This is a genomic window from Pseudonocardia wallangbongensis (assembly GCF_054486945.1).
The window spans coordinates 591,975-610,886 of sequence record NZ_JBRERS010000001.1; the positions used below are offsets into that span (position 1 = coordinate 591,975).

Annotated in this window: 17 protein-coding genes; 12 read left to right on the forward strand and 5 right to left on the reverse strand. The window is 73.4% G+C overall.

The features are described 5' to 3' along the window. Nucleotides 1–38: 38 nt before the first annotated feature. From ACU436_RS02900 to ACU436_RS02910, 3 genes are read right to left on the reverse strand one after another with little or no spacing between them, the layout of a single operon-like run. Nucleotides 39–1,181 (reverse strand): aromatic ring-hydroxylating oxygenase subunit alpha, encoded by a 1,143-nt coding sequence (locus tag ACU436_RS02900; protein WP_459021293.1) that lies wholly within the window; start codon nt 1,179–1,181, stop codon nt 39–41. 26 nt (nt 1,182–1,207) lie between these two features. Next, complete coding sequence (locus ACU436_RS02905; protein WP_459021294.1) at nt 1,208–2,380, reverse strand: NAD(P)/FAD-dependent oxidoreductase; 1,173 nt, start codon at nt 2,378–2,380, stop codon at nt 1,208–1,210. Beyond that, a complete protein-coding gene (locus ACU436_RS02910; protein ID WP_459021296.1) occupies nt 2,380–2,745 on the reverse strand; it encodes a bifunctional 3-phenylpropionate/cinnamic acid dioxygenase ferredoxin subunit in 366 nt (121 codons plus the stop codon). Before ACU436_RS02910 ends, ACU436_RS02905 begins: the two co-directional genes overlap by 1 nt. Before the next feature lie 180 nt (nt 2,746–2,925). Here ACU436_RS02910 and ACU436_RS02915 point away from each other — a divergent pair, with 180 nt between their 5' ends. Next, nucleotides 2,926–3,675, forward strand: a complete 750-nt coding sequence (locus tag ACU436_RS02915; protein WP_459021298.1) for an IclR family transcriptional regulator — start codon at nt 2,926–2,928, stop codon at nt 3,673–3,675. Between the two features lie 36 nt (nt 3,676–3,711). Here ACU436_RS02915 and ACU436_RS02920 read toward each other — a convergent pair whose 3' ends face one another. Further along, nucleotides 3,712–4,377, reverse strand: a complete 666-nt coding sequence (locus tag ACU436_RS02920) for a GntR family transcriptional regulator (RefSeq protein ID WP_459021300.1) — start codon at nt 4,375–4,377, stop codon at nt 3,712–3,714. A 130-nt stretch (nt 4,378–4,507) separates the two neighbouring features. Here ACU436_RS02920 and glyA point away from each other — a divergent pair, with 130 nt between their 5' ends. From glyA to ACU436_RS02975, 11 genes are read left to right on the forward strand one after another with little or no spacing between them, the layout of a single operon-like run. Then, nucleotides 4,508–5,830, forward strand: coding sequence for a serine hydroxymethyltransferase (glyA, locus tag ACU436_RS02925; RefSeq protein ID WP_459021303.1), 1,323 nt, complete (start codon nt 4,508–4,510; stop codon nt 5,828–5,830). Further along, nucleotides 5,827–7,041 (forward strand): sarcosine oxidase subunit beta family protein, encoded by a 1,215-nt coding sequence (locus tag ACU436_RS02930; RefSeq protein ID WP_459021304.1) that lies wholly within the window; start codon nt 5,827–5,829, stop codon nt 7,039–7,041. Before glyA ends, ACU436_RS02930 begins: the two co-directional genes overlap by 4 nt. Nucleotides 7,042–7,053: 12 nt before the next feature. Continuing rightward, a complete protein-coding gene (locus tag ACU436_RS02935) occupies nt 7,054–7,332 on the forward strand; it encodes a sarcosine oxidase subunit delta (RefSeq protein ID WP_459021306.1) in 279 nt (92 codons plus the stop codon). Next, nucleotides 7,329–10,187 (forward strand): 2Fe-2S iron-sulfur cluster-binding protein, encoded by a 2,859-nt coding sequence (locus ACU436_RS02940; protein ID WP_459021308.1) that lies wholly within the window; start codon nt 7,329–7,331, stop codon nt 10,185–10,187. Before ACU436_RS02935 ends, ACU436_RS02940 begins: the two co-directional genes overlap by 4 nt. Continuing rightward, nucleotides 10,177–10,803, forward strand: coding sequence for a sarcosine oxidase subunit gamma (locus ACU436_RS02945; protein ID WP_459021310.1), 627 nt, complete (start codon nt 10,177–10,179; stop codon nt 10,801–10,803). The genes ACU436_RS02940 and ACU436_RS02945 overlap by 11 nt, the downstream gene beginning before the upstream one ends. Beyond that, entirely contained in the window at nt 10,803–13,262 is a 2,460-nt protein-coding gene (locus ACU436_RS02950) for a GcvT family protein (protein WP_459021312.1), read from the forward strand. Before ACU436_RS02945 ends, ACU436_RS02950 begins: the two co-directional genes overlap by 1 nt. Before the next feature lie 10 nt (nt 13,263–13,272). After that, the gene (locus ACU436_RS02955) at nt 13,273–13,902 is read left to right on the forward strand and encodes a cyclodeaminase/cyclohydrolase family protein (RefSeq protein WP_459021314.1); all 630 of its coding nucleotides are present in this window, start codon (nt 13,273–13,275) and stop codon (nt 13,900–13,902) included. Then, nucleotides 13,899–14,732: a bifunctional 5,10-methylenetetrahydrofolate dehydrogenase/5,10-methenyltetrahydrofolate cyclohydrolase gene (locus ACU436_RS02960; RefSeq protein ID WP_459021316.1), complete on the forward strand. Its 834-nt coding sequence runs from the start codon at nt 13,899–13,901 to the stop codon at nt 14,730–14,732. Before ACU436_RS02955 ends, ACU436_RS02960 begins: the two co-directional genes overlap by 4 nt. Next, complete coding sequence (locus ACU436_RS02965) at nt 14,729–16,117, forward strand: L-serine ammonia-lyase (RefSeq protein ID WP_459021318.1); 1,389 nt, start codon at nt 14,729–14,731, stop codon at nt 16,115–16,117. Before ACU436_RS02960 ends, ACU436_RS02965 begins: the two co-directional genes overlap by 4 nt. A gap of 17 nt (nt 16,118–16,134) precedes the next feature. After that, entirely contained in the window at nt 16,135–16,998 is an 864-nt protein-coding gene (purU, locus tag ACU436_RS02970; RefSeq protein WP_459021320.1) for a formyltetrahydrofolate deformylase, read from the forward strand. 10 nt (nt 16,999–17,008) lie between these two features. Next, the gene (locus tag ACU436_RS02975) at nt 17,009–17,977 is read left to right on the forward strand and encodes a pirin family protein (protein ID WP_459021322.1); all 969 of its coding nucleotides are present in this window, start codon (nt 17,009–17,011) and stop codon (nt 17,975–17,977) included. Here ACU436_RS02975 and ACU436_RS02980 read toward each other — a convergent pair. Continuing rightward, the gene (locus ACU436_RS02980; RefSeq protein ID WP_459022601.1) at nt 17,958–18,902 is read right to left on the reverse strand and encodes an NADP-dependent oxidoreductase; all 945 of its coding nucleotides are present in this window, start codon (nt 18,900–18,902) and stop codon (nt 17,958–17,960) included. The two genes, ACU436_RS02975 and ACU436_RS02980, sit on opposite strands and share 20 nt — an antisense overlap. Between the last annotated feature and the right edge of the window lie 10 nt (nt 18,903–18,912).

Consider the following 18,912-nt stretch of genomic DNA (forward strand, 5'->3'; position numbering starts at 1 on the left):
CCTTCCTCCTCACTGAGGGCGAGTGGTGGGTTCGTGCGTCAGATGGCGCGATCGGCCGGCGCGAGCTGCTCGGTGACCCAGCTGTGGAACGCGCCGATGTGGTGCTCGCTGGGGACCAGCACGCCGCCCTGGGCGTAGGCCCGCGACGAGGCGGCGAGCTGGCACCGCTCGCAGGCGTCGAAGTCCTGCTCGTTGACCCGGTGGAACAGCTCCACCGAGCGGTCCAGGTCCGCCCCGTCCTGCACGACCTCGGGCAGGTACAGCCAGTCGCACTCGACGACGGTGCGGTCCGGCGCCACAGGGTACATCCGGTGGAAGATCACGTGGTCCGGGACGAGGTTGATGAACACCTGCGGGTTGACCGTGATCGCGTAGTACCGGCGGTCGTGGTCGTCCCCCACGCCGGGGATCGCGGTGAGCCCGGCGCTGCCGTCGACCGTGAACCCCGCCGCCTCATCGGCGAACGCGGCTCCGTGCCCCACGAAGTACTGCGCGGCGTACCCGTCGGCGAACTCCGGCAGCACCTCCGTGAGCTCGGGGTGGATCGTCGCGCAGTGGTAGCACTCCATGAAGTTCTCGATGATCAGCTTCCAGTTCGCGCGAACGTCGTAGCTGATCCGCCGCCCGACCGCGAGGTTCTCGACGTCCCAGCGCTCGACGGCGCCGGTCGTGCCGAGGCGCTCCGCGACGGCGCCGATCACGGTGTCCTCGAACGACGGCGGCTCGTCGGCCACGCACACCCACGCGTAGCCGAGCCACTCCCGCAGGTGCACCGGCGCGAGCCCGTACGCCGTGCGGTCGATGTCCGGCATGCTCGTGAGGTTCGGCGCCGCGACGAGCTTGCCGTCGAGCCCGTAGGTCCAGGCGTGGTAGCCGCACTGCAGGTTCCGCCTGGCCACGCCGGACTCCTGCATGCAGACCCGCGCGCCGCGGTGGCGGCACACGTTGAGGAACGCCCGCAGCCGCCGGTCGCGGCCGCGGACCAGGACGACGTTCTCGCGCCCGACGTCGACGGTGCGGAACGCGCCCGGCCCGTCGATCTCGGAGCTGCGGGCGGCGGCGAACCAGCGGGACTCGAAGATCTTCTCCTGCTCCTCGGAGAAGATCACCGGGTCGGTGTAGAAGTGTCCGGGCAGGGTGGAGATCAGGCTCGACGACGACAGCTCGGGTGGGGCAGACACACGGCACCTCTCGTGCGGTGAGTAGGTCAGATTCCGGCGTGGATGCGCTGGGGGGCGAGCTGGCGGCGCCACCGCCCGAAGAGCTTCGGCTGGCTCATCGCGAAGACCGCGACGAGCTCGCCGTGCCGGCGGTAGCCGGCCACGAACCGGCGGTCGGCCGGATCGCCGTCGAGGATCTCCACGGCGTCGTCGGGCTGCCGGTGCCCGGCGAACTGCAGGCGTGCGCCGTACTGGTCGGACCAGAAGTAGGGAGCGGCCTGCGGGGCCGGGGCCCGCCCGAGCAGGGTCGCCACGGCGGCGGCGGGTTGCTTCACCGCGTTCGTCCAGTGCTCGTGCCGCAGCGCGGTACCGGCGTAGGCGCAGTGGGAGAAGGCGCAGTCGCCCGCCGCCACGACGTGGGGAACGTTCGTCGCGCCTGCGGCGTCCGTCCACACGCCGCGGTGGTCGTGCTCGATCCCGGAGCCGGCGAGCCATTCGACGTTCGGCGCGGCACCGATGCCGACGACGACCACGTCGGCGGGCTCGGTGCGGCCGTCGGCCAGCTGCACGGCACGGACCCGGTCGTTCCCGGCGAGCCCGGTGACCACCTCACCGGCGATCAGGCGGACGCCGTTGTCCCCGTGCAGCTCGGCGCAGGTCGCGGCGAGGTCGGCACCCAGCGCCCGGCCCAGCGGGACCGGGTCCGACTCGATCATCGTGACCTCGAGGCCCAGGTCGCGGGCGGTGGAAGCCACCTCGGCACCGATGAAGCCGCCCCCGATCACGACGAGGCGGCGGCTGACGAGCAGGTCGCGGCGCAGCGCGAGCGCGTCGTCGAGGGTGCGCAGCGTGTGGACCCCGCCGAGGTGCGCGCCGGGCAGCGTGCGCGCCCGGGCGCCCGTGGCGACGACGACGGCGTCGGCCGGGACCTCGCGTCCGGACGCCAGCACGACCGTGGCGCCACCACGGTCCAGCCCGGTCGCCGGATCCCCGAGCCGCCACTCGAGAGCGAGCTCGGCGTCGTCCGTGGTCGTCGTCAGCGCGAGATCGTCGATGTCGATCTTTCCGGCGAGGAACTCCTTCGAGAGCGGAGGACGGTCGTACGGGAACCGGTCCTCCTCCGCCACCATCACGATCCGCCCGTCGTAGCCCTGCTCCCGCAGGGCCCGTGCGGCGCTGAGCCCGGCGAGCGAGCCCCCGATGACCGCGATGGTGCGCATCAGGCCGCGACCTCCGCGGGCGCTACCTCCACCGGCGCTGTCTCCACGGGCGCAGCGACGAGAAGGTAGACGTAGCCGTCGTCGACGACCACCTCGTGGGTCCGCACCGGGAGCTTGGCGGGCGGCCCGGACGGCATCCCGGTGCGCAGGTCGAAGCAGGCCGCGTGGAGCGGGCACTCCACGGCGCACCCCTCGACCCAGCCGTCGGCGAGCGACGCGTCCTGGTGCGTGCACGTGTCGTCGATGGCGAGCAGCTCGCCGTCCACGTTGAACACGGCGATCGGCACCCCGGCTCCGACCTGCACGGCGTCGACCCGCACGGCCTCGCCGAGCGGAATGTCGTCCACGGAACCGACGAAGATCATCAGGCCCTCCTGTTTCAGATACCGCAACTTTCCTCGCTATCAGCAACAGCAGGATGAGGCTCGTGAGCCCCTCCGTCAAGCCCTCTCGGACTGCCGAAATCCGCATGCCCCGTAGAGTTCGCACCCGTGACCGATTTGCCGCGATACACGAGGGAGGCCGTCCCGTCCCAGGTGCAGTCCGTGGACCGAGCGATCGCGATCCTCTACCTGCTCGCGGAGCGGGGGCGCGAGGGCGCGGGCGTCACCGATGTGGCCACCGAGCTCGGCGTGCACAAGTCGACCGCGTTCCGGCTCATCGAGGCCCTCGAGAACGGCGACCTGGTCGAGCAGCTCGAGGAGCGCGGCAAGTACCACCTGGGCCGGGGGCTCGTCCGGCTCGCCGGGGCCACCACCGCCCAGCTGGAGCTGCCGATCGAGAGCCGGCCGGTGTGCCGGCGGCTGGCCGCGGAGCTCGGCGAGACGGTGAACCTCGCCATCGCCGACTCGGGCGAGGCCACGAACATCCTCCAGGAGTACGGCAGCTCGGCGATCACGGGCCGCAACTGGATCGGCCGGCCCACCCCGCTGCACGCGACGGCGAGCGGGAAGGTGCTGCTGGCCTGGGCCGAGCCCGAAGAAGCCGCGAAGGCGCTCGCCGGCGAGCTGACCGAGTACACCGAACTGACGATCACCGACCCCGCCGTCCTCGACGCCGAGCTCGGGAAGATCCGCGAGCAGGGGTGGGCCTCCACCACGGAGGAGTTCGAGGTCGGCCTCAACGCGATCGCCGCACCCATCCGGGGCGCAACGGGCGACGTCGCGGCGGCGGTGGGCGTCTCCGCTCCGTCGTACCGCCTGCCGGTGGACTCGTTCGCCGACGTCGCGGCGCAGCTCATCACCGGCGCAGACGAGATCAGCAGTCGCCTCGGCTACTACGGGGCCACCGAGTAGGCCGCCTCAGAGCACGGCTCCTCAGAGAACCGCCCCTCAGAGAACGGCGCGGACGGCGCGTTCGAAGCCGACCACGTGCTCGAGCGCCAGCCGTGCCGCCTTCTCCTCGTCGCCGGCGACGATGGCCTCCAGGAGGCCGACGTGCTCCTCGACGTGGCCGGCGATCGCGGGGATGCGGTCCAGGAACAGGCACCAGATGCGCGTGGCGAGGTTGTCCTGCCGGACCAGGATGTCCTCCAGGTGCGGGTTGCCCGCGGCGGCGTAGACCTCGCGGTGCACCTGGACGTCGCGCCGGAGCAGCTCGCGCCGATCGCTGACGCGCGTTTGCAGGTCGGCGGTGTCGCGGGCGAGGCCGGCGAGGTGGGCGCGGCCGGCGGCGGTGGCGTTGCGGGCGGCCCGCGAGGCGGCGAGCGGTTCCAGCTCGACGCGGATCTCCGAGATGTGGGCGAGGTCGGTGATGTCGACCGCGGTGGCGAACGTTCCGCGGCGGGGGTAGGCCACGACGAGCCGGTCGCCCTCCAGTCGCTTCAACGCCTCCCGTACGGGGGTGCGACCGGTGCCGAGGTCCTGGGCCAGCGCATCGTCGTTCAACGGCTCGCCCGGCCGGATGTCGAGCATGACCAGGCGGTCGCGGATCCCCTCGTACGCCTGCTCCGCGAGCGACAGGCCCGTGGGCACGGACAGCTGAGGCGCGGCACTCATCGGTCTTCTCCCCTATCGGCCGGGACGTCTCGACCCAGCATGTCTTGACGCCGTCGCACGGCGCGCTTACCGTACACCGCCGACTGATATATCAGTTAGTGGCCGCATGGTACGACAGATCGGACACCAGATGCTGGACACCCAGGCCGCCGGCCCCACGCCCCTTCGCGAGAGCCTGGGGAGCGGGCTCGCCGAGGTCGACCCCGAGATCCACGAGGCGGTGCGCGCGGAGCTGGCGCGGCAGGAGTCGACGCTGGAGATGATCGCCAGCGAGAACTTCGCCCCGCTCGCCGTGATGCAGGCCCAGGGGTCGGTGCTCACCAACAAGTACGCCGAGGGCTACCCCGGCCGGCGCTACTACGGCGGGTGCGAGAACGTCGACGTCGTCGAGCGGCTCGCGATCGCGCGCCTCGCGGACCTCTTCGGCGCCACGTTCGCGAACGTCCAGCCGCACTCGGGCGCGCAGGCCAACGCCGCGGCGATGGCGGCGCTCCTGCAGCCGGGCGACACGATCCTCGGCCTCGACCTCGCCCACGGCGGCCACCTCACCCACGGGATGCGGCTCAACTTCTCCGGGCTCCTCTACGACGTCGCCGCCTACCACGTCCGCGAGGACGACCACCGCGTCGACATGGCGGAGGTGCAGCGGCTCGCCCGGGAACGCCGCCCGAAGGTCATCGTCGCCGGCTGGTCGGCCTACCCCCGCCATCTCGAGTTCGCGGAGTTCCGGCGGATCGCCGACGAGGTCGGCGCCTACCTGATGGTCGACATGGCCCACTTCGCAGGCCTCGTCGCGGCCGGCCTGCACCCCTCGCCGGTGCCGCACGCCCACGTCGTCACGAGCACCACGCACAAGACACTCGGCGGGCCGCGCGGCGGCGTGATCCTGTCCGCCGAGGACGACCCGGCGCTGCGCAAGAAGCTCAACTCGGCGGTGTTCCCCGGCCAGCAGGGTGGCCCCCTCGAACACGTGATCGCGGCGAAGGCCGTGACGTTCAAGCTGGCCGCAGGCGAGGCGTTCCGCGACCGCCAGGAGCGGACGCTCCTCGGGGCCCGGCTGCTCGCCGACCGGCTGCTCGCCGCCGACTCGCGCGAGGCGGGCATCGGCGTCGTCAGCGGCGGCACGGACGTCCACCTGGTCCTCGTCGACCTGCGCGCCTCCGAGCTCGACGGCAAGCAGGCCGAGGACCGGCTGCACGCCGCCGGGATCACCGTGAACCGCAACGCGGTGCCGTTCGACCCGCGCCCGCCGATGGTCAGCTCCGGGGTGCGGATCGGTACGCCCGCGCTGGCCACCCGCGGGTTCGGCGCGGCCGAGTTCGCCGAGGTCGCGGACGTCATCGCCGCCGCGCTGCGCCCCACCACCGACGAGGCGGCCGTCCGTGCCCTGCGCGGGCGGGTGGGCGAGCTGGCCGCGCGGTTCCCGCTCTACCCGGCGCTGGAGGTCTCGTGAACCCGCTGCCCGAGCACCCGGACTTCCTCTGGCGCAACGCCGAGCCGAAGCGGTCCTACGACGTGGTGATCGTCGGTGCGGGCGGCCACGGCCTCGCCACCGCCCACTACCTGGCCCGCAACCACGGCATCACCAACGTGGCGGTGCTGGAGCGCGGCTGGCTCGCGGGCGGCAACATGGCCCGCAACACCACGATCATCCGCTCCAACTACCTGTGGGACGAGAGCGCGGGGATCTACGAGCACTCGCTGAAGCTGTGGGAAGGGCTCGAGGACGATCTCGGCTACCCGATCCTGTTCAGCCAGCGCGGCGTGCTCAACCTCGCGCACAGCCTGCAGGACGTCCGCGACAGCGTCCGCCGGGTCGAGGCCAACGCCCTCAACGGGGTCGACGCCGAATGGCTCACCCCGGACGAGGTGAAGAAGGTCTGCCCGGTCGTCAACACCTCCCAGGAGATCCGGTACCCGGTGCTGGGGGCGACCTACCAGCCGCGGGCCGGTATCGCCAAGCACGACTACGTCGCCTGGGGTTTCGCCCGCCGCGCCGACGAGGCCGGGATCGACCTGATCCAGGACTGCGAGGTCACCGGCTTCACCACCGACGGGGACCGGGTCACGGGCGTGCGGACGACGCGCGGCGACATCGCCGCCGGCAAGGTCGCGCTGTGCGCGGCCGGGCACACGTCGGTGCTCACCGACCTGCTCGGCTTCCGGGTGCCGCTCCAGAGCCACCCCCTGCAGGCCCTGGTGTCGGAGCTGCTCGAACCCGTGCACCCCACGGTGGTCATGTCCAACGCGATCCACGTCTACGTGTCGCAGGCCCACAAGGGCGAGCTGGTGATGGGCGCCGGGATCGACTCCTACAACGGCTACGGCCAGCGCGGCGCGTTCCACATCATCGAGCGCCAGATGGCCGCGGCGGTGGAGCTGTTCCCGGTGTTCGCCCGCGCCCACCTGCTGCGGACCTGGGGCGGGATCGTCGACGTCACTCCGGACGCCTCACCCGTCGTCGGGCGCACCCCCTACGAGAACGTCTACCTCAACTGCGGCTGGGGCACCGGCGGGTTCAAGGCCACCCCCGGCGTGGGCTGGTGCATGGCCCACACGATCGCCCACGACGAGCCGCACCCGTACAACGCCCCGTTCACCCTCGACCGCTTCGTCACCGGCGCGCTGGTCGACGAGCACGGCGCCGCCGCCGTGGCCCACTAGCTGGAGGTACCCGTGCAACTGATCGAGTGCCCCTGGTGCGGGCCGCGCGAGGAGGTCGAGTTCCACTACGGCGGCCAGGCGCACGTCGCCTACCCCGAGGACCCGCAGGCGCTGTCCGACGAGCAGTGGGCGCACTACGTGTTCTTCCGGGACAACCCGAAGGGTGCGTTCGCCGAGCGGTGGAGCCACGCCGCGGGGTGCCGCCGCTGGTTCAACGCCGTGCGCGACACCACCACCTACCGCTTCCGGGCCGTCTACCGGCCCGGCCAGGCACGACCGGAGATCTCATGACCGGGTTCCGGGTTCCCGCCCGCGGCCGGATCGACCGCGGCGTCACCCACGAGTTCACCTTCGACGGGGAGCGCCTCACCGGCCATCCCGGCGACACCCTGGCATCGGCGCTGCTCGCGCACGGCAGGCACCGGGTCACCACGAGCATCGCGCGCGGGCGTCCCCGCGGGATCGGGGCCGCGTGGGCGGAGGACCCGAGCGGGCTGGTGCAGATCGAGGAGCCGTTCCCCGAGCCGATGCTGCTGGCCACCACGGTCGAGCTCACCGACGGGCTCGCGGCCCGCGGCATCCCCGGGCAGGGGCGGCTCGCCGAGGTGCCCGACTCCGCCCGCTACGACGCGAAGCACGCCCACGCCGACGTGCTCGTCGTGGGGGCGGGCCCGGCCGGCCTGGTCGCGGCGCTCACCGCCGCCCGGTCCGGCGCCCGGGTGGTGCTCGTGGACGAGCAGTCCGAGGCGGGCGGGAGCCTCCTCGGCGCCACCGAGACCCTCGACGGGGCCCCGGCCCTGCAGTGGGTCGCCGCGGTGGCCGCCGAGCTGGCGAGCGCGCCCGACGTGCTGCACCTGCAGCGGACCACGGCCTTCGGCCACTACGACGACGGCTTCGTGCTCGCGCTGGAGCGCCGCACCGACCACCTCGGGCCAGCGCATGTCCGAGGAGCCGACGCCGCCAGGCGGGGGCTCCCCGGTGGAGATACAGCGGCCCCGCGCAACGTCTCGCGCCAGCGGGTCTGGCGGATCCGCGCGCGGGAGGTCGTGATCGCGACCGGCGCCCACGAGCGCCCGGTGGTCTTCTCCGACAACGACCGCCCGGGGATCATGCTGGCGTCGGCCGCCCGCACGTTCCTGCACCGCTACGGCGTGCTGGCCGGCCGGGACGCGGTCGTGTTCACCACCGACGACAGCGCCTACGCCGCGGCGGTCGACCTCGCCGACGCCGGGGCGCGGGTGCACGCGGTCGTCGACGCCCGTGCGGGGGCCCCGGGGCACTGGCGCGCGGAGTGCGAGCGGCGGGGGATCCCGGTTCGCACCGGCCAGGTGGTCACCGGCGCCCGGGGCGGTGACCGGATCACGCACGCCCTCGTCGGGGACGAGCCCGTCGCGTGCGACCTGCTGCTGGTCAGCGGCGGCTGGAACCCGGCGGTCCACCTGTTCAGCCAGGCCCGCGGGCGGCTGCGCTACGACACGGCGCTCGGCGCGTTCCTGCCCGGTGAGGAGCTGCCCGGCATCGCGGTGGCGGGTGCCGCGGGCGGGGTGTTCGACCTGGCCGGGTGCCTGCGGGACGGGCAGCGGGCCGTGCCGGGTTCCGGCGCCCTGCCGACGGCGGAGCCGGTCCCCGAGCGCACCCCGCCGCTCGTGCTGTGGCGGGTGCCCGAGGGCGATCCGGCCACGCAGTTCGTCGACCTGCAGCGCGATGCCACGGTGGCCGACATCGCCCGCGCGGTGGGCGCCGGCATGCGCTCGGTGGAGCACGTGAAGCGCTACACGACGATCGGCACCGCGCACGACCAGGGCAAGACCTCCGGCGTGATCGCGTCCGGGATCACCGCGGAGCTGCTCGGGCGGGCCGTCGAAGATCTGGGCACCACCACGTTCCGGCCGCCCTACACTCCGGTGGCGTTCGCGGCGCTGGCCGGGCGGCAGCGCGGCGCGCTGTTCGACCCGGAGCGCACCACGGCGCTGCACGACTGGCACGTGGAGCACGGTGCGGTGTTCGAGGACGTGGGGCAGTGGAAGCGGCCCCGCTACTACCCGCTTCCCGGCGAGACCGGGTTCATCGAGAGCATGGAGGCCGCCGTGCTGCGGGAGTGCGCCGCGGCGCGCACCGGCGTCGGCATCCTCGACGGCTCGACCCTTGGCAAGATCGACGTCCAGGGCCCCGACGCCGCCGTCCTGCTCGACCGCCTCTACACGAACATGATGAGCAGCCTCAAGGTCGGCTTCGTCCGCTACGGCGTGATGTGCGGGGCCGACGGCATGGTCGTCGACGACGGCACGGTACTGCGGGCGGCCGAGGACCGGTTCCTCGTCTACACCACCACCGGCGGTGCGGCGAAGGTCCTCGACTGGATGGAGGAGTGGCTCCAGACCGAGTGGCCAGGGCTGCGGGTGCACCTGACGTCCGTGACCGAGCAGTGGTGCACGTTCCCGGTGGTAGGGCCGCGGTCCCGCGACGTGATCGCCGCCGTGTTCCCGGAGGTCGACGCCTCGAACGAGGCGTTCGGGTTCATGGCATGGCGCGACACCCGGCTCGACGGCGTGCCGGTCCGGATCGCCCGGGTGAGCTTCTCCGGCGAGCTGGCCTACGAGGTCAATGTCAACTCCTGGTACGCGCCCGCCGTGTGGGAGCGCCTCCTGGCGGCCGGGCGGCCGCACGGGATCACGCCCTACGGCACGGAGACGATGCACGTGCTGCGCGCGGAGAAGGGGTATCCGATCATCGGGCAGGACACCGACGGCACCGTCACCCCGCACGACCTGGGGATGTCCTGGGCGGTGTCGAAGAAGAAGCCCGACTTCGTCGGCAAGCGCTCCTTCAGCCGCGCCGAGAACCAGAACCCCCTGCGCAAGCAGCTCGTCGGGTTGCTGCCGCTCGACCGGCAGACGGTGCTGCCGGAGGGCGCCCAGATCATCGGCACCCCCATGCTGCCCGAGCCGCCGGTGCCGATGCTCGGGCACGTCACCTCCAGTTACCGCAGCGCGGCGCTGGGCCGCCCGTTCGCCCTCGCCCTGGTCAAGGCCGGCCGCAGCCGCATCGGTGAGACCCTGCACGTCCCGCTGGGCGGTGCGCTGGTGCCCGTCGAGGTCACCGGATCCGTCCTCGTCGACCCGGAAGGAGCGCGCCGTGACGGTTGAGTCCCCCGCGCCGCGCCTGGCCCGGACCGGCCCGCTGCACGGCTGGTCCGAGCGGTTCGCCGCCCTGCCCGACGGCGTGCAGATCATCGCGGAGCCGTTCGTCGCGATGGTCGACCTGCGCCTCGACCCGGCGGGGTCCGCCACTGAGTCGATCTTCGGGGCGCTCGCCGCCCACCTGGGCGTCGCGCTGCCGACCACGCCGAACACGTGGGTGCGGGGCGACACCACCAGCGTGATCTGGCTGGGCCCGGACGAGTGGCTCGTCACCAGCCCGTTCAGCACGCCGGAGGACCTGGAGTCGGGGCTGCGCGCGGTGGTGGGCGCGGCCGGTGCGGTGATCGACGTCTCCGCCCAACGCACCACGCTCTCGTTGCGCGGCGAGCACGTCCGCGACGTGCTCGCCACGGGATGCTCGCTCGACCTGCACCCCCGTGTGTTCGGCGCGGGTTCCGCCGCCCAGACGACCATCGGCCTCGCCGGAGTCGTCCTGCTCGCCCTCGATGAGGGTGTCGACGGCGGGGCCACCCACTACGAGGTGCTCGTCCGCTCGTCGTTCGCCCGCTACCTGGCCGCATGGCTGCTCGACGCCGCCAGCGAGTACGGAAGGGAAGTCTGATGCCCAGTACGCCACAGGTCGTGATCATCGGAGCCGGGATCGTCGGGACGAACCTCGCCGACGAGCTCACCGCCCGCGGTTGGGACCGGGTCACCGTCGTCGACCAGGGCCCGCTGCCGCTCACGGGCGGTTCCAGCTCGCACGCTCCCGGCCTGGTGTTCCAGACGAACGCGTCGCAGACGATGACGCGGTTCGCGAGCTACACGGTCGAGAAGCTCTCCGGCCTGGACCTCGACGGGCAGTGGTGCTTCAACCAGGTCGGCGGCCTGGAGGTCGCCACCACCCCGGAGCGGCTCGCCGATCTGCAACGCCGCCACGGCTGGGCCACGTCGTGGGGTGTGGAGAGCCGGCTCGTCGACGCCGACGAGTGCGTGCGCCTGCACCCGCTGCTGGACCGCGACCGCGTGCTCGGCGGCTTCCACATCCCCTCCGACGGCCTCGCGAAGTCCCCGCGGGTGGTCGCGGCCCTCATGCGGCGGGCGCAGGCCCGCGGCGCGGTGTTCCGGGGGTCGACGCGGGTCACGGGCATCGGGCAGGCGGGCGGGCGCGTCACGGGCGTGCGCACGGCCGGCGGCCTGCTGCCGGCCGACGTCGTGGTGTGCTGCGCCGGGTTCTGGGGGCAGTCCGTCGGTGCCATGGTGGGCATGCCGGTCCCGCTGCTCCCGCTGGCCCACCAGTACGTGAAGACGGGGCAGCTCGCCGAGCTCGCCGGGCGCAACGACGAGCTCGCGGAGGCGGGCCTGCCGATCCTGCGCCACCAGGACCAGGACCTGTACTTCCGCGAGCACGTCGACCGGCTCGGGATCGGCAGCTACGCCCACCGGCCCATGCCGGTACGCCTGTCCGACCTCGACGAGGAGGGAGAGGTCACCGCGTCGGCGATGCCGTCGATGCTGCCGTTCACGGAGGAGGACTTCGCCCCGTCCTGGGAGCAGAGCGTCGCGCTGCTGCCGGCGCTCTCGGCAGCCAAGATCGAGGAGGGCTTCAACGGGATCTTCTCGTTCACTCCGGACGGCGGGCCGCTGATCGGCGAGTCGCCGGACGTGGCCGGGTTCTGGATCGCCGAGGCCGTCTGGGTCACCCATTCCGCGGGCGTGGCCAGGGCCGTGGCGCAGCTGCTGGTGGACGGGCGCAGCGAGCTCGACCTGCACGGGTGCGACGTGCACCGCTTCGAGGAGGTCCAGCTCGGCGCCGACTACGTCAGCGAGACCTCGCAGCAGAACTTCGTGGAGATCTACGACGTGCTGCACCCGCTCGAGCCCCGCCGCTCGCCGCGGAACCTGCGCGTCAGCCCGTTCCACGCGCGGCAGCGGGAGCTGGGCGCGGTCTTCCTGGAGGCCGCGGCGTGGGAGCGCCCGCACTGGTACGAGGCGAACGCGCCGCTGCTGCTGCAACTGCCCGCGGCATGGGTGCCGCCGGAGCGCGACCCGTGGGCGGCGACGTTCCACTCCCCGATCGCCGCGGCCGAGGCGTGGCGCACCCGCGAGGGGGTGGCGCTCTACGACATGACCCCGCTCAAGCGGCTCGAGGTCACCGGCCCCGGGGCGCTGGCGCTGCTGGACCGGCTCACCACCGGGAAGATGGACAAGTCGGTCGGCTCGGTCACCTACACCCTCGCGCTCGACGAGGCGGGCGGCGTCCGCAGCGACCTCACCGTGGCCCGCCTGGGCACCGACCGGTTCCAGGTCGGCGCCAACGGCAACCTCGACCTGGATCACCTCCAGCGCCAGGCGGGAACGGACGTGGAGGTCCGGGACATCACCGGGGCCACCTGCTGCATCGGGGTGTGGGGCCCGCTGGCCCGCGACCTGGTGCAGCCGCTGTCCCGGGAGGACTTCTCGCACGAGGCGCTGAAGTACTTCCGCGCCATGCCGGCGCGGATCGGCGGCGTGCCGGTCACCGCGATGCGGCTGTCCTACGTCGGCGAGCTCGGCTGGGAGATCTACACCAGCGCCGAGTACGGGCTGCGGCTGTGGGACGTGCTGTGGGAGGCCGGGCAGGAGCTCGGCGTCATCGCGGCCGGGCGGGCGGCGTTCAACAGCCTCCGGCTGGAGAAGGGCTACCGCTCCTGGGGCCACGACATGACCACGGAGCACAACCCGTACGAGGCGGGCCTCGGGTTCGCGGTGCGGCAGCAGAAGGGCGAGTTCGTCGGCCGTGACGCGCTGGCGGGCGTCGACGCCGACACCGTCAGACGACGGCTGACCTGCCTCACGGTCGACGACCGGCGCAGCGTGGTGCTCGGCAACGAGCCGGTTCTCCTCGACGGGCGCCCCGCCGGCTACGTCACGAGCGCGGCGTTCGGGCACACCATCGGCGCGCCGATCGCCTACGCCTGGCTGCCCGCGAGCGCGACCCCCGGCACCGGCGTCGAGATCGAGTACTTCGGGCGCAGGGTGCCGGCCACGGTGGCCGCCGAGCCGCTCGTGGACCCTGAGATGGCCCGTATCCGCCGCTGACCAGGAAAGGGTGCTCCCGTTGCGCGACCGTTCCATCCAGGCATTCCTCAAAGCGCTCGCCGACCGGGTGCCCGCACCCGGCGGTGGCGCGTCCGCCGCCCTGCACGCCGCCCAGGCCGCCGCCCTCGTGGCGATGGTCGCGCGCTACAGCGACGGCCCCAAGTACGCGGCGCACGCGGCGGCGATCCGCCGCATCCGGGACGCCGCCGACGAGCTGCGCGGGAACGCGCTCGACCTGGCGGAGGACGACGCCGCGGCGTTCACCGCCGTCACCGAGGCCTACCGGCTGCCGAAGGCCACCGATGCCGAGGCGGTGGAGCGGTCGGCGGCGATCGCGGGCGCCGTCCTCGGTGCGGCTCGCCCACCCGCCTTCGTCGTGGGGGTCGCGGGGCGGGTGCTGGAGCTGGCCGAGGAGCTGCTGCCCGTCGGCAACCGGAACGTGATCAGCGACGTGGCGGCCGCGGCCGAGGCCGCCCGGGCGGCGGCCACCACCGCCCGCGTCAACATCGAGATCAACCTCGGCGGGATCACCGACACGGCGGCGCGGACGGACCTGCTCGCCGTCGCCGGGTCGGTCGAGGGCCTCTGCGACCGCGCCGACAAGGTGACGGCGGCGGTCCGGGCGGGGCTGACCGGATGACGCCGGTGCTGAGCGGCCGGGAGCTGGCCGCCGAGCTGCGCAGCCGGACCGCGGAGACGGCGGCGGCGCTCACCGCGGCCGGCACGCCGCCCCGGCTCGCGGTCGTCGTCGCGACGGCGGACGCGTCCAGCGCGTGGTACGTCCGCTCGATCGCGAAGGCCGCCGCCGCCGTCGGCATCGCCTGCGACGTCGTGGACCTCGGCGCCGCGGCGACCACGGCGGAGATCCGGGCGGCCCTGCGCCGGCTCGGCGAGGACACCGCGGTCCACGGGATCATCCTGCAGACCCCGCTCCCACCGGGCGTCGACGTCGCCGACCTGACCCCGGCGATCGACCCGGCCAAGGACGTCGACGGCGCGAACCCCACGAGCCTTGGCCGGCTCGCCGCCGGCCTGCCCGCCTTCCCGCCCGCCACCGCCGAGGCGGTGCTCGCGCTGCTCGACCACCACGGCGTCGCGCTGTCCGGCCGGCACGCGGTCGTGGTGGGACGCTCGACCGTCGTCGGCAAGCCCGCGGCCCACCTGCTGCTGGACCGCGACGCCACCGTGACGGTCTGCCACTCGCGGACGCGCGACCTGCCCGCCGTCACCCGGCGGGCCGACGTGCTCGTCGCGGCGGTGGGCCGGCCCGGGCTCATCACCGCGGAGCACGTGGCACCCGGCACCGTCGTGATCGACGTCGGCACGAACCCGACGGCCGACGGCGGGCTCGTCGGGGACGTCGACCCGGCAGTCCGGGCAGCCGGGCTCACGCCCGTTCCCGGCGGCGTCGGACCGGTCACCACGGCGCTGCTGCTGCAGCACACCGTCCACGCCGCAGGAGAGCCATGACCATCAGCGCCTTCGACCTGTTCAAGGTCGGCATCGGACCGTCGAGCTCGCACACCGTCGGTCCCATGCGGGCCGCGTGCTCCTTCGTGACCCGGCTGGAGCACGAGGGTCTCCTCCCCCGCACCGCGGGCGTGCACGCCGAGCTGTTCGGCTCGCTCGGCGCCACCGGCCACGGGCACGGCAGCGTGAAGGCGGTCGTGCTCGGCCTGGAGGGCGACCAGCCCGACCTGGTCGACCCCGCGGGCGCCGAGCCGCGCGTCGCCGCCGTCCGCGCCCGGGGCGAGCTGCTGCTGGCCGGGAAACACCCGATCGCCTTCTCCGTCGACGACGACGTGGTGCTGCACCGGCGCAAGCGGCTGCCGTTCCACACCAACGGCATGCGCTTCCGCGCCGTGGACGCGAGCGGGGCCGACGTGCTGACCCGGGAGTACTACTCGGTGGGCGGCGGTTTCGTCCTCGATGAGGACGAGGCGGGACGCCCGGTGCTCGTCGCCGACCCGACCCCGGTACCGCACCCGTTCCACACCGCCGAGGATCTGCTGCGGTGCACCCGCGACACCGGCTTGCGGATCAGCGACGTCATGCTCGCCAACGAGCTGGCCCGCCGCTCGGAGGAGGAGGTGCGGGCCGGGCTGCTGCACATCTGGACGGTGATGCAGGAGTGCGTGGACCGCGGGTCCCGCACCACGGGGGTGCTCCCGGGCGGGCTGAAGGTGCGCCGGCGCGCCGCCGCCCTCCGCGAGCGGCTCGATGCAGCGGATGACAAGGCAGGGAGCGACGACCACGACGCGCTGCGCGCCATCGACCGGGTCACGCTCTACGCGCTCGCCGTCAACGAGGAGAACGCGGCGGGCGGCCGCGTGGTCACCGCGCCGACGAACGGGGCGGCCGGCATCGTCCCCGCCGTCCTGCACTACTACCGCCGGTTCGTCGGCTCGTTCTCCGACGACGGGGTGGTCCGCTTCCTGCTCACCGCCACCGCCATCGGCCTGCTGTTCAAGGAGAACGCGTCGATCTCCGGCGCCGAGGTCGGGTGCCAGGGCGAGGTCGGTTCGGCGTGCTCGATGGCCGCGGCCGGCCTCGCCGAGGTCCTCGGCGGCACTCCGGCCCAGGTCGAGAACGCCGCCGAGATCGGCATCGAGCACAACCTGGGCCTCACCTGCGACCCGGTGGGCGGGCTGGTGCAGATCCCGTGCATCGAGCGCAACGCCGTGGGCGCGATCAAGGCGATCACCGCGGCCAGGATGGCCGTCCGCGGCGACGGCCGGCACCACGTCAGCCTCGACAAGGCCATCAAGACGATGCGCGAGACCGGGGCGGACATGAAGGACAAGTACAAGGAGACCGCGCGCGGCGGGCTCGCCCTGAACGTCGTCGAATGCTGATCCGGAGGAGACCCGCCGTGGCCCGCACCTTCACCCTGACCCTGAGCTGCCCGCAGCGCCCCGGCATCGTGCACGCGGTCAGCTCGTTCCTGTTCCGGCAGGGCTGCGACATCGTCGAGCACCAGCAGTTCGACGACCCGATCGGTGGCCGCGTGTTCCTGCGCACGGCGTTCGTCTCCGCAGGTGACGTGACGGCGGGCGATTCCTCCGTCGACGGCCTGTCCGCCGCGTTCGGGCCGGTGGCGGAGGAGTTCGGGATGACCTTCACCCTGGCCGACGACCGAGCCGTGCGCGCCCTGGTCATGGTGTCGCGGATGGGGCACTGCCTCAACGACCTGATCTTCCGGTGGCGCGCCGGCAGCCTCGGCGCCGACCTCGTCGCGGTCGTGTCCAACCACGAGGACCTGCGCCCGATGGCCGAGGCGGCCGGCCTGCCGTTCGTGCACGTCCCGGTCACCCCCGGCACCAAGCCGCAGGCCGAGGATCGCCTCCTGGAGCTGGTCGAGGAATACCGGGCGGACCTCGTCGTGCTGGCCCGCTACATGCAGGTCCTCTCCGACGGCCTGTGCCGCAGGCTGCACGGCCGCGCGATCAACATCCACCACTCGTTCCTGCCCGGGTTCAAGGGCGCCAAGCCCTACCACCAGGCCTACGACCGTGGCGTGAAGCTCGTCGGGGCCACCGCGCACTACGTCACGCCCGACCTCGACGAGGGCCCGATCATCGAGCAGGAGGTCATCCGGATCGACCACACCTTCGACCCGCGCAGCCTCTCGACCATGGGCCGGGACGCGGAGGCGCTCGCGCTCTCCCGTGCGGTGCGGTGGCACTGCGAGCGGCGGGTCCTGCTCAACGATCGCAGCACCGTCGTCTTCCGCTGAATAATGTTGTATGAGCAACATTGAGACCGTGCCTGTCGAGATCACCTGCCGCGGCAGCGAGCCGGGTCCGCCGCAGGTCGAGGTCCTGAGGGCCCGGGACGTCCCGCTCGGCGGCCCGCGCTCCATGACGGTCCGGCGCACGCTGCCGCAGCGCAAGCGGTCGCTGATCGGGGCGTGGTGCTTCGCCGACCACTACGGCCCGGACGACGTCGGAGCATCCGGTGGCATGGACGTGCCCCCGCACCCGCACACGGGGCTGCAGACGGTGAGCTGGCTCTTCGCCGGTGAGGTCGAGCACCGCGACAGCCTCGGCACCCACGCGCTCGTGCGCCCCGGCGAGGTGAACCTGATGACCGGCGGGTACGGGATCTGCCATTCGGAGGTCTCGACGCCGGGCATCACGGACCTGCACGGCGTGCAGCTGTGGGTCGCACTGCCCGAGGCGCACCGCCGCACCGCGCGCGCCTTCCAGCACCACGCACCGCCCGCGATCGACCTCGGCGGCGCGACGGCACGCGTGTTCCTCGGCGAGCTCGCCGGCGAGACCTCCCCCGTGCGGACCTTCACGCCACTGCTCGGCGCCGAGATCGTGCTCGACCCGGGGGCCCGCGTCACGCTGCCCGTCGACCCGGCCCACGAGCACGGTGTCCTCGTGGACACCGGTCCGGTCCTGATGGCCGGCACCGAACTGGCGCGGACCGACCTCGGCTACCGGGCGGCCGGCCCGGCCGGGCTCGAGCTGACCAACCCCGGCGGCGAACCGACCCGGGTGCTGCTCCTCGGGGGCGCACCGTTCGACGAGGACATCGTGATGTGGTGGAACTTCGTGGGCCGCGACCACGGCGAGATCGTGGCGTTCCGCGAGGCGTGGGAGCGCGGGTCCGACCAGTTCGGCCGGGTCGACGGCTACGCGGGCACGCCGCAGCGCCTCCCCGCTCCCGCCCTGCCCAGCGCGCGGATCACTCCCCGCCGACGGTGAGCACGACCTTGCCGATCGTGCGCCCCTCGGCGATCGACGCGTGCGCCGCGGCGACCTCGGCGAGCGGGAACCGGGCGGAGACGTGCACCGCGAGCCTGCCGTCCGCGACGAGGCGGGCGAGCTCCTCGAGGCCGGCCGCGTCCGGTTCGACCAGGAACCAGGTGGCCCGCACCCCGAGCTCCGCGGCGCGCTCGGCCATCCCCTCCGTCCAGGCGCCCTGGGCGTTGACCATGATCCCGCCGGGACGCAGGCACGACAGCGCCCGCAGCGCGGGCTCGCCCCCGAACATCTGGATCACGACGTCGACGTCGCGCACGGCCTCCGCGACGTCCACGGCGGTGTGGTCGACGACCTCGTCGGCCCCGAGCCCTGTCACGAAGCCGTGCTTCGCGGCGCTGGCCGTGGCGATGACGTACGCGCCGCGCGCCTTCGCGATCTGCACGGCGAGGTGGCCCACACCGCCCGCCGCCGCGGACACCAGGACCCGGTCGCCCGGCGCCACCTGCGCGGCGTCCACGAGCATCTGCCACGCGGTCAGGCCCGCGAGCGGCAGCGCCGCGGCCTCGGCGAAGCCCAGGCCGTCGGGGATCAGGGCGAGGTGCCGCGACGGCGCGACGAGGTACTCGGCGTAGCAGCCGGCCTCGAAGGGGAACCGCGGCATCCCGAAGACCCGGTCGCCGCGCCGGAACCGCGTGACGCCGTAGCCGACCTCCTCCACCACCCCGGACGCGTCCCACCCGTTCACGAAGGGCAGGCCGAGCACCCGGTTGTAGGCCAGGCCCCGGCGCGTGTACACGTCCACGGGGTTCACCCCGGCCGCGACGACCCGCACGAGGACCTCGGTGGGCGCGGGCGCCGGCGCGGGCGCCTCGACCACGGCGAGGGCATCCGGGCCGCCCCATTCCTGCTGGCGCACGACGCGCATCTCCATGCTC

Excerpts from the sequence above, each read along its gene's own strand:
- ACU436_RS02910 (WP_459021296.1), bottom strand. The coding sequence starts at position 2,745 with ATGATCTTCGTCGGTTCCGTGGACGACATTCCGCTCGGCGAGGCCGTG.
- ACU436_RS02940 (WP_459021308.1), top strand. The coding sequence starts at position 7,329 with ATGACCGGGTTCCGGGTTCCCGCCCGCGGCCGGATCGACCGCGGCGTC.
- ACU436_RS02980 (WP_459022601.1), bottom strand. The coding sequence starts at position 18,902 with ATGCGCGTCGTGCGCCAGCAGGAATGGGGCGGCCCGGATGCCCTCGCC.
- ACU436_RS02960 (WP_459021316.1), top strand. The coding sequence starts at position 13,899 with ATGACGCCGGTGCTGAGCGGCCGGGAGCTGGCCGCCGAGCTGCGCAGC.
- glyA (WP_459021303.1), top strand. The coding sequence starts at position 4,508 with ATGCTGGACACCCAGGCCGCCGGCCCCACGCCCCTTCGCGAGAGCCTG.
- ACU436_RS02920 (WP_459021300.1), bottom strand. The coding sequence starts at position 4,377 with ATGAGTGCCGCGCCTCAGCTGTCCGTGCCCACGGGCCTGTCGCTCGCG.
- ACU436_RS02965 (WP_459021318.1), top strand. The coding sequence starts at position 14,729 with ATGACCATCAGCGCCTTCGACCTGTTCAAGGTCGGCATCGGACCGTCG.
- ACU436_RS02905 (WP_459021294.1), bottom strand. The coding sequence starts at position 2,380 with ATGCGCACCATCGCGGTCATCGGGGGCTCGCTCGCCGGGCTCAGCGCC.
- ACU436_RS02975 (WP_459021322.1), top strand. The coding sequence starts at position 17,009 with ATGAGCAACATTGAGACCGTGCCTGTCGAGATCACCTGCCGCGGCAGC.
- ACU436_RS02950 (WP_459021312.1), top strand. The coding sequence starts at position 10,803 with ATGCCCAGTACGCCACAGGTCGTGATCATCGGAGCCGGGATCGTCGGG.